At 54.9% G+C, this 9530-nt stretch carries 10 protein-coding genes; 4 read left to right on the top strand and 6 right to left on the bottom strand.

Annotated elements, in window-relative coordinates; genetic code table 11:
• Window positions 1-999: Gfo/Idh/MocA family oxidoreductase (locus RMO15_RS28695; RefSeq protein ID WP_309721115.1), on the bottom strand; the 999-nt coding region annotated here is incomplete at its 3' end.
• A gap of 107 nt (window positions 1000-1106) precedes the next feature.
• On the opposite strand from RMO15_RS28695, the gene RMO15_RS28690 reads away from it, so the two are divergent.
• From RMO15_RS28690 to RMO15_RS28675, 4 genes are read left to right on the top strand one after another with little or no spacing between them, the layout of a single operon-like run.
• On the top strand, window positions 1107-1826 hold the full coding sequence (locus tag RMO15_RS28690) for a hypothetical protein (protein WP_309721111.1): 720 nt from the start codon (window positions 1107-1109) through the stop codon (window positions 1824-1826).
• Window positions 1823-2524 carry a hypothetical protein gene (locus RMO15_RS28685; protein WP_309721108.1) on the top strand — a complete coding sequence of 234 codons (702 nt, stop codon included), beginning with the start codon at window positions 1823-1825 and terminating at the stop codon, window positions 2522-2524. Before RMO15_RS28690 ends, RMO15_RS28685 begins: the two co-directional genes overlap by 4 nt.
• Before the next feature lie 9 nt (window positions 2525-2533).
• On the top strand, window positions 2534-3145 hold the full coding sequence (locus tag RMO15_RS28680; protein WP_309721105.1) for a hypothetical protein: 612 nt from the start codon (window positions 2534-2536) through the stop codon (window positions 3143-3145).
• Window positions 3146-3148: 3 nt separating this feature from the next.
• The gene (locus tag RMO15_RS28675; RefSeq protein WP_309721102.1) at window positions 3149-3868 is read left to right on the top strand and encodes a hypothetical protein; all 720 of its coding nucleotides are present in this window, start codon (window positions 3149-3151) and stop codon (window positions 3866-3868) included.
• Window positions 3869-3876: 8 nt separating this feature from the next.
• On the opposite strand, the gene RMO15_RS28670 is transcribed toward RMO15_RS28675, so the two are convergent.
• From RMO15_RS28670 to RMO15_RS28650, 5 genes are all read right to left on the bottom strand, one after another.
• Window positions 3877-4461, bottom strand: coding sequence for a macro domain-containing protein (locus tag RMO15_RS28670; RefSeq protein WP_309721099.1), 585 nt, complete (start codon window positions 4459-4461; stop codon window positions 3877-3879).
• A 310-nt stretch (window positions 4462-4771) separates the two neighbouring features.
• Window positions 4772-6247, bottom strand: a complete 1476-nt coding sequence (locus RMO15_RS28665; RefSeq protein ID WP_309721095.1) for a proteasome accessory factor PafA2 family protein — start codon at window positions 6245-6247, stop codon at window positions 4772-4774.
• Window positions 6248-6266: 19 nt separating this feature from the next.
• On the bottom strand, window positions 6267-7382 hold the full coding sequence (locus RMO15_RS28660; protein ID WP_309721091.1) for a glycosyltransferase: 1116 nt from the start codon (window positions 7380-7382) through the stop codon (window positions 6267-6269).
• Between the two features lie 50 nt (window positions 7383-7432).
• Window positions 7433-8254: a 50S ribosomal protein L11 methyltransferase gene (gene prmA, locus RMO15_RS28655; RefSeq protein ID WP_309721088.1), complete on the bottom strand. Its 822-nt coding sequence runs from the start codon at window positions 8252-8254 to the stop codon at window positions 7433-7435.
• A complete protein-coding gene (locus RMO15_RS28650) occupies window positions 8254-9183 on the bottom strand; it encodes a hypothetical protein (RefSeq protein WP_309721085.1) in 930 nt (309 codons plus the stop codon). Before RMO15_RS28650 ends, prmA begins: the two co-directional genes overlap by 1 nt.
• Window positions 9184-9530 lie beyond the last annotated feature (347 nt).

The following is a 9530-nucleotide window of genomic DNA, read 5'->3' as shown; positions in this document are numbered from 1 at the left end:
GGTGCGGGGAACATCTTCGCCCTCCGGGAAATCCGAGGGAGTCGGGATCGCATTGTCACCGTCGTGCCAGACGAGAGTAACCGGGCCACGACCTGCCTTCGCCGGGAACTCGAAGGTGATCTTTGTTGCGGGGGGGTAGGTCAGCCCATGAACCGCCGGATCGTAGCCAGATACCTCCGCATGGACCGTCGTGGGGGCATCCAGCTCCAGCGCCCAGAACGCGGGATCAATCACGTGGCAGAACCAGTCACCAATCGTCCCCGTTCCAAAGGGAAGCCAGCCACGCCAGTTCCAGTGAACCCAGAAGGGAGCGTAGGGTCGAAACGGTACCGGACCAAGCCAGAGGTCGTAGTCAAGCTCCGAGGGCAGCTCATACTTTTGCTCCAGCTTATCCAGATTGCGGATCTGGCTGTAGACATCCCTGAACTCACCACAGGCCGCGTGCACAGTATGAACTTGACCAATAGCCCCCGCGCCGACCCACTCGACCACGCGCCGGATTGAGTCGGTGGAGTGGCCCTGGTTCCCCAGCTGAGTGATCACTTTGTGCTTACGGGCTGCCGCCATCAGGGTTCGCACTTCATGGATACTGTGGGCCAAAGGCTTCTCACAGTAGACATGCTTGCCATTTCTTATTGCCTCCATGGCGATCACGGCATGGGTATGGTCGGGCGTGCCAATCACGACGGCATCCAGGTCCTTGCCCAGCTCCTTGATCATCACGCGGTAGTCTTTGAACTTTTTGGCATTTGGGTACTGCTCAAACTTCTTGGCAGCGTACTTGTGGTCCACATCACAGAGAGCGATCAGGTTTCCGCCGGCGGCAATCACCTGATCTACATCACTTCCGCCTTGGCTCCCCACCCCAATCCCTGCGAAGTTGATCCTTTTTTCGGTGGCAAGTGCGATGCTCGGGCTCACGCTCAGTAGCGCCGCCCCAAGTCCCGCTTCAGTCAGAAACTGTCTGCGATCCAGCTTAGAATCGTCGTTTTTATTCATGGTTGTCCCTATCCTGGCAGTGACCTGCCTGTTGTTCCGTTGCGGGTCAGTTCTGCATCACGACAATATTTTCCTGCGCCCCTCGTGATTTGCGGTACACTTTGCCTGTGCAGCTTCAGATGCTCAGCCCCGAAGAAACCGTCGTTGAGATCCACTACAAAACGGCTCCACAAGCTCACCTGCTAAAACTTCATCCCGTGCCCTGGGCGAAACTAACCACGCTTTGGATCAAAATCATTAGTCTTTCCCTTGTTTTCATCGTTAGCGGCATTGCTCTCGGGACAATAGGGTTTCTGACGCGGATTGAATTCTTCCTGATGCTCACCGCATATCTGTTGGGTCTTGCTGCTCTCTGCTTTGGTCTAGCCCTGTTTGCCTTCACTTTCTCGCTCCCACTCAGAATCCTAGAGAATATCGTCAATGTTGCGCCCTTTCGGAAGATCGGGGCGCTTCGTGAGAGCCTGAGTGCGGTTCTGGGCAACTGTACCAGTAGCGCCATTTGTCCTGAGCTACTCGACTTACTCGCCTGGCTCCAAAGCGCCCCGCCTGAGCATACGCGGCTGTTGCGTATCACGCTAACGCGCCTCCTTCCGCGCGTCGGGGAGGATGAGCTACGGCAGATGCTGACCGAGGAGCGCCGCCAGACCCTGCGCCAGCTTCTCACCCGCTCGGACACACCACACGACCTAATTGTCGCCACGCTTCTTGCCCTTGGGAGCGTCAAAGACCAGAAAACAGTGCCACTCGCCTATGCGCTTCTTCGCAAAAACCCCGACGTAAAAGATGGAGTCGAGGCGTTTCTTGATACGATGCGGATGGCCTCATGATGCGCCAGCGGGTTCGTTACTCCGAGCCACTCCTGCTCTGGCGAAAGCTGCGTGACGAGGAGCCGACTCGCCGTGCGCAGGTTCCTCCGCTCCAGACCTGCGATGCAGAAACCGCCGTTCGCCTGATTCACGATGCAGTAGCCCCCCACAAAGCCGAGCTTCAGCCTCCTGCCGGCTGGCTGATGTTACTGGGGCTTGCGGGGCCATTGATGCACCTGACACCTGATTTTCTCAAACTGCCGGTAGTGGGAGTTACAATAGTGACGACTCTAGCGATTCTGATCACTTTTCTCCCCGAGTGCCAGAAGCGCCGTCAACGGACGGAGCGCCTGATGGGGATTTTAAGTGAGCTGACACCGGAGTGTCGAAGTACACAGATTCTGCCGGAGCTGCTGGACTTAATGGGCTGGCTGAATCATGCAACGAACTCTGTCGCCAAAACATCCCTTCGGGAAAGTGTAGCACGATTATTGGTTCGTGCCAGTGAAAATGAGCTGCCGGAGCTGCTCACACCCGAGCGACGACAGCTCTTGCGAAGCCTCTGCGCACAGCCTTTAACGGAGCCCGAGCTGGTTCGAGCGGCGCTCGTGGTGCTGGGGAGTGTGCGGGATAAGAAAACGATGCCCATTGCCCAAAAGCTCCTCCGAAAACCCTTTCTCTGCGATGCCGCCGAGGCGTTTTTAGACGAGGTACGTTAGAATAGGGCGATGATCGAGACACCCGATGCGTGTGTGGACTTTGTGAACGCTGTCGGCCTGTGTGCCTGGAGCGCGGGTACTCCTCTGCCGTCCGTGACGGAGCAGACTCCGTGGGGCGACCAAGCGATGCTCCATACCTGGTTCTGGAAAGATGATCTCCATATCGAGAAGCGCATCTACTATGGCCAGCTCTGGGGTGCAGGGACACCTGTCTTTGTATCTCTCAAGCTCTTGCCGACCATGATCGCAGCCCAAGGCGACTGTGACCCGCGTGATCTATTTGAGAAAAATCGCCTCACCCGAGTCGCACTGAGCCTCTACGAGCACATAGAGGCGCACGGGCACACGGCAAAAAAACACCTCCCCTATCCCCCCAAGACCAGCCAGACCCCGCCCCTCGTTCAGCTCCAGCAGCACTTTCTGATCACTAAAGTCGGGCTGACCGGGCGGACACGCGGTAGCTACAGCTATCTCTGGGGCTCGTGTCAGGAGTTCTTCCCAGAGGCATTTGTCCGCGCAAGCAAACTTGGGGTTGCGGAAGCAAGAGCGGCGCTGGTAGCACATACCAACCTTTCGGAGACGCAGCTCAAGAAGATGCTCCGCTGGCAGGAGGTTGCCTGAGCCATGGTACAGAAATCCATCAGCAACTACGCCGCGCTACGGGATCGGCTCAAGCCCGCACTTCTCCCTGTAACCGATATTAGTCGTGCCCTCACCGGACTGAGCGCGGATGCGGCGGCGCTTCTGCTCTGTCAGTGTCTTCAGGAAGAGCAGGTCAGCCGGCTGCGACGTGAGCGTGTTACCCTGATCGTGACGAGCATTGCCCTGGGGCTCTGGGTGCTCCTCAACTACCAGAGCGGCTGCCTAGACTCGATCCCCCTCGGTATTTTTCTGGCGGGTTCTCTGATGATCGCCCTCTCGCTCTGGCTCTCCGTGCGGCGCTACGGCCCCCTGCGGCACAACGCTCTGGCGGGGCTGACAGCAGTCGTCAATGAGATTCATGAGCGCGAGTCGCTGGAGTCTCTCTGCCGTGCAGCGGCACTCCTGGATGGCAAAAAGCGGCGCTGGGAGCAGGAGATTGAGGAGGCGATTCGCTCCGCCATCGCAAGGCTTCTTCCGCGCCTCTCCGCAGACGATGCCGCGCTCCTCCCCGACGACGTGCGGCAGTTCTTACTCGCCGCCATTACCGACAACCGCCACGATGATCTTACCGTCGCCGCCCTGCTCACACTAGGCTCCGCCAAGGAAGAAGCCGTTCGGCCCCTAGCCGAGAACCTCCGCACCAGTTTGACCGAGCGAACCCGAGAAGCCGCCTTAGAGTGCCTCACCGATCTTCGCCGCTAAGAGATGTTCTAGGGTAACTTCTGAAGATTGCGCCGCGTGGATGTATAGAGGCTCTGGTGCTTGTCCGATGCCTCTGCCCATGTCCGGGGAAAGTGCCCCTCACCCAGCACGACTTCCCCAATCGCCTGTCGCATCTGGAAAGCACAGGTCGTCGCGCCCACACGCCCCACTCCCGTTCCCAGCCCTGGAAACGCAACACTCTCCAGCCCCGCTTCAATCGCCACACGTAGCGCCGCCCGTGCCGCCAGAAACGGGTTCACGGAGTCCGTCAGGATCATCGGAACGCGCATCGTCGGTGCAGCGATCAGCCAAGGAATCTTCGTATGCTCCGTCGGCACAAGCTCCGCCTGCCCCACCAATAGCTCGCCGTGATGCTTCTCCCGAATCGCTTTTTGGAGCCGCGCCTCCACCTCCCAGCCAAAGAACTGCGAGTAGAGAAAGTCAATGCCGCCATCCATGAAGCCATAGCTATTGGCAGGAGAGACCACCGCGTCCACACTCAGATCGAGAATCGAGCCATACTTCACCGAGACAAAATCTAGCTCGCCGCAGTGCGAAAGAAACGCCTCATACAGCGGCGCTTCCACCGCCACCAGATAGACTTTTATTTTTAGGTTACCTCCAAATACTCATTGTCGCGCATATATTGACCAGTACCGGATAGGCAAGCAGAGCGATCAAGTTCACTTTTCGGTTCTCCGCGAAAAACCAGTTCAGCAATGCAACTATGGCTAAGGGCAAAAAGTTCGTACCAAGGGCTTGCCAGTAGAACGGGCGCTGAAGTCTTGGCACCCCGCCCGATCCCATTCCCACGGGAAACCAGGCAATCCAAGTACAGAAGAGCCCTATGCTGACAAGCAGCGAAAGTCTCAGTAGCGCTGGAATTGCCGTTTTCCACATCGGTTACATTCCCTTGGTGAAGCTCTCTGCCTCTTTTAGGTAGGTATCGAAGGGGTTTTTGAGGTCGAGATGGCGGTTCTTGGCTAGGTAGACCAAGTCCCAGTCAATGACATAGTCCTTGGATTTTTTATCGAGGAGTTTCTTGATAATATCAGCGCGAGCGGCGGCGCGGGTGTTCTGTGGCGCAGCTACCGTGGCCTCGGCGATCTCGGCATCGGTGACAAGGCGCTCCATCTCGCCAATCTCCTCTAGGCCGTAAAAAAGGCTCTGGCTACGGTTGGCGTTGTGGTACTCGATATCCAAGCTCTGCATCACATCGTCGTGCCAGCCGACACCTTCCGATTTCATGAACTCGGTGTATATCTTGTGCTTGGCGACCCAGTCGAGCTTATTGGCCAGGGTCATCGGGTCGGACTCCAGGGCATCGAGAGTCGCTTCCCACTCGCGCAGCACCCAGTCGGTCTGCGTGTCCACCCCCGCGAGACGCTTCTTGCCCGCTTCCAGGTAGATGCGCTGAAGATCCACCGCCTTGATCGTCCCACCCGTCTTGCGCTTGACAAGCCACTTCCAGCTTGGGTCGCGACTGACGGAGCGAAGGGTCTCCAGCGGATCGCGGATCTCGACCTCTGTTCCTAGCAGGCCATCTTCGACCAGAGAGAGAACCACACAGGTCGTGCCGACCTTCAGCGCCGTGGCGTAGTCGGACATATTGCCCTCACCGTAGAGAATATGCAGGCGGTGGAGATTCGAGAAGTTGTAGTAGCTGTCCCACTTCGGGTTGATGATCGCCCGGTTGAAGCGCACACGACTACTAATCGTCTTGACAATATGATCGGCGCGCTGAGAGAGCTGAAAATCTACTGTAGGGTCAATCTCGACGCCATAGAAGTTGCTCACCCACTGGTAGTCAACATCATAGTCCGAGATCGTCATCACCGAGTTTTTCATGGATGAAAAATTCAGGCGATGTCCGCCCACGCGCCCCACACCCGCAAAAATCTGGCGTGTCACCAGAAACGGCAGAAGATAGTTAAAGCTCGCACGGAAGAAGTCCTCATCGTGCATCTCGACTAAGTAGTTCTCATGACAGCCAAACGTATGGCCTCCAAAGTGATCCACCGAGTTATTGTGAAACGACGCCGACTCGGAGAGCCCAAGGTCATTGAGCAGGCTCTGCACAATCCACTGCCCCGCCTTGTTGTAGCGACAGACATCGAAGATATCAGTACACTCCGGAGTCGCGTACTCCTCATGATCCCCGACGGCGTCAATGTAGAGCCGCCCCCCATTAAGAAGAAAGCCACCACTCCGAGCAGGCTCAAAAGAGTAGTCTCGGGCATGTAGATCAATCAGGCCCCAGTGCTTCTGATAAAAACAGTGGTTCTTGACCGCCTCGACAACCTGCTCTGGTGTCCCCGCCGCGTCATCGCGCACCATGCACCCGAACTCAGTCTCGATCCCAAAGATACGTCGCTCCATGCTTTAGATTGTATCCGATTCAGGGAAGTAGTGCTGATAGTTCAGAAGATAAACGGCGGATTTGTTGACCCGTTTCGCTGAGTTTGAGAATATGTGATCGGGTTGCATTTCTCATACTCTCGTGACGTGCGGGGTTATCAATCACGGCATCTAGTGCCGTAGCAAGAGCTTGTGCATCTTGAACAGGTGTTAGCACTCCGACCTCAGGTGACACAATCTCTTGAGCAGATCCAATATCCGTCGTTACAATAGGTAGCCCCGCAGAGAATGCTTCTGTAAAACTAAGACTAAATCCTTCCGATTTTACATTTGCTTGACAATAAAGATCAGATGCAACCATTATCCTGGCAACATCCCGTCGCTGTCCTAGAAAAAGGACATTGTCAGAAATACCTAGTTGCAAGGCATAGCTCTTTAAATCCGCAAAATAGTTTTCTTCTTCATGATTTTGCGGGCCTCCGACTAAGGCAAAACGCCATTTCTTATTAGTTTTCAGTAATGCAAGAGCATCAAATATCTCCCGATGCCCTTTCCAGGCATTCATACGAGTAGCCTGCATAATAATAAAATGCTCTGCAAATCCTAACTCATCCCTCACACTATCTCTCTCAGTACTTAAATTATCAAAAAAATCAACAGAGAATGGCATTGGATAATTAATAACAGTACTTTTAATGTTATTAAATAATATGTCTTTACCTGTTTGAACCGTATGGCGACTTACCCCAACCATGAGATCGGGCGGAAAAAATTTGCTAAGCTTATCAACCCAGTTTTCGGTCTGCGGAACATGAAGATATAGAGCAATAGGCAGTTTGTATCGTCGGGCAACGGCTCCAAAAGTAATGAGGTTTTTTGCTTGATGTGCTATAACAACATCAGGTTTTATCTTTTGAATAACCTTACCACATTCAGATTGAGCTTGAATAATTTTCCAAGGACGACTATAGCGAGCAGGCGGCACCATAATCAACTCTGCACCTAACTTACGCAGCTCTTCAGTAAATCGTGATTCATAGCAAGCAATAAATATGTGTTGCATTTCTGGACAGTGATGTTTTTCACGTATCAAAGTCAACAAAAACGTTTCAACACCTCCATAAAGAATACTAGCATGAAGATGTAATACTTTCAAACAACCCTCCTAATAAATTAACAATCAAGCGGATGTATCATACCCGTTTCTTAAGAACTTTGCCTTGCCAGAATCCCAACCCACTCCCCTTCCGTCTCAACAGCCAGAATTTTTAATCCATGCCCCATCAGTCCTGCATTGACATCTTCCGTGCGGCTTTCGATGATGCCGGAGACAATCAGCAAACCACCAGGCTTCGTGGCGGCGATCAGCTCGTCTGCCATTCCTAAGATCACATCGGGGAGGATGTTGGCAACGACAATATCAAACTGACCGGGTGGCGGCAGTGTCGCTTCCACAGCTTCAACGGTACCGATCATTTTGTTGCGCTCAATGTTCTCCCATGCGATTCGGACGGCGAGGGGGTCAATGTCCGTGCAGATAGCGCTTTTTGCCCCCAGTAGGATCGCGGCAATCGCCAGAATCCCCGAACCGGTTCCGACATCGGCAATGGTCTCTCCGCCCTTGACATGTTGCTCCAGCGCACGCAGACAGAGCCGCGTCGTGGCGTGCAGTCCCGTGCCGAACGCCATCCCAGGATCCATCTCCACCACGAGATCATCGGGCTTAGGGGAAAACGCTTCCCAGCTCGGCTTGACCACAATGCGCTCTCCGATCCGCTGCGGCTTGAAATACTGCTTCCAAGCGTTGGCCCAGTCTTCTTCCTGCACAAACCGAATGGTCACATCACGCCCCGCCGCCGTGCGCAGCGCCAGCAGTGAGCCTTCCAGACGCTCGTCCACGGGCAGGTAACCCTTCACCGTGTTTGAGTCCGCCGAAAACCCCTGGCACCCCGCCACTTCGGTCAGAAGGGTCGAGTACAGCTCTTGATCGTCCCCCACCGCCGCTATTTCAATCTCAGCCCAGCGCATTATTGGGTAAACAGTCCTTCCGGGCTTGTGGCAAAAAGCAGCCGATCCAGCACTGCATTTAGCTCCGCCTCATCTTGCAGAGCCACAACTCGTTGCTGAATCGGCTCAGGTAGATTCCCAAACTTACGGGTCGCAAGACGCAGAACCGCGCTCTTGAGCCCTTCCTGGACTCCTTCAACCCGCCCTTGCTGCATGCCCTCAGCTCTGCCTTTTTCCAGCCCCCAGCGCTCAAAAACTGTCGTCATCTCAATTACCTCAGGCTCTATTCCTGTTAATTCTCGAAGCTCTTCCTGCTCACTTGCCGAGAGAGGCAAACTCAGCTCCACCACGCTCGCCGCCAGAGCTTGTTGTGCTGGATTGAGTCGCAGCTGAGCCACTCGGCGTAAAATCTTCAGCCATCGTATCACTCTGCGCTGCTCGGATGAACGCATCCACGCGGAGAGTGCTGCAGCCAGAGGATTATCTGTGGCTTCGTAGCTCTTCGCCTCCAGATCGGGCAGGCCAACTACCAAGTAGTGAAACGAGAGCACTTCCAGCCCAAACAGGGACTCGCGCACACTCTCGACCACCAGCCCTCCCGCCCCTGGAGAAAGGTATAACACCATCGGCAAAACCGGCATTTTATAGCGGCGACGCAGGAGAAAATAATAGTCTAGCATGCGCTCGGGAAAGCTCACGGGCCGCCGCCGACTCTCGATCTCCACATGTACCAGGATTAGTTCCGGCTCGCCTTCCAGCGTCCTGACCTCAGTGACAATATCTGCTTCGTGCTGTTCTCCACGTGGAAAGTCTGTGAAGGTCTCCTTGTACAGAAACCGGAGTGTACTCCAGTCAAGCTGAGCGGCGATCTGCGGATAGAACAACCGAACGAAATCGGGAAAAAACTCCCGCAAGAGTTCCTTAAATACCTGATCTTTCTGACCTGCCACTTCCGCCATTCTATCGCACGGTTCAGAGGCCGTCGCTTCGGGCTGATGGGAGAGGACATCACACTATCTCACCAACGGCTTTTTCATTCGTCAAAGTCGGGTAGAATCCCTCCTACGCTCTACCAAACGCCTGGCGATGACCTGCTTGCCCTGCTCGATGCTCCTCAAAATGGTAAACGAACTCGCCATTTTGTGAAATGCTATTGTATAATCAGGCATGACTGGACGACGTGACTTTCTCCGCCAAACGGGCGGACTTCTTCTCTTGGGTGGTCTTGGCAGTGCAGCAGGAATTGGCTGTAGCGGCGGAGGCACTCCTGCTCCTCCCTTACTCATTCCTCCGACTC

Origin of the sequence: Armatimonas sp. (genome assembly GCF_031410135.1) — a bacterium.
In the GTDB taxonomy this organism is placed as follows: Bacteria; Armatimonadota; Armatimonadia; order Armatimonadales; family Armatimonadaceae; genus Armatimonas.
Note: the sequence above shows the minus strand (reverse complement) of the source record. Positions and strands in the feature narration are given on the sequence as shown.

What these genes read in the sequence shown, in the direction of transcription:
- RMO15_RS28685 (WP_309721108.1), top strand. Translation starts at nt 1,823, where the DNA reads ATGATGCGCCAGCGGGTTCGTTACTCCGAGCCACTCCTGCTCTGGCGA.
- RMO15_RS28680 (WP_309721105.1), top strand. Translation starts at nt 2,534, where the DNA reads ATGATCGAGACACCCGATGCGTGTGTGGACTTTGTGAACGCTGTCGGC.
- RMO15_RS28675 (WP_309721102.1), top strand. Translation starts at nt 3,149, where the DNA reads ATGGTACAGAAATCCATCAGCAACTACGCCGCGCTACGGGATCGGCTC.
- RMO15_RS28665 (WP_309721095.1), bottom strand. Translation starts at nt 6,247, where the DNA reads ATGGAGCGACGTATCTTTGGGATCGAGACTGAGTTCGGGTGCATGGTG.
- prmA (WP_309721088.1), bottom strand. Translation starts at nt 8,254, where the DNA reads ATGCGCTGGGCTGAGATTGAAATAGCGGCGGTGGGGGACGATCAAGAG.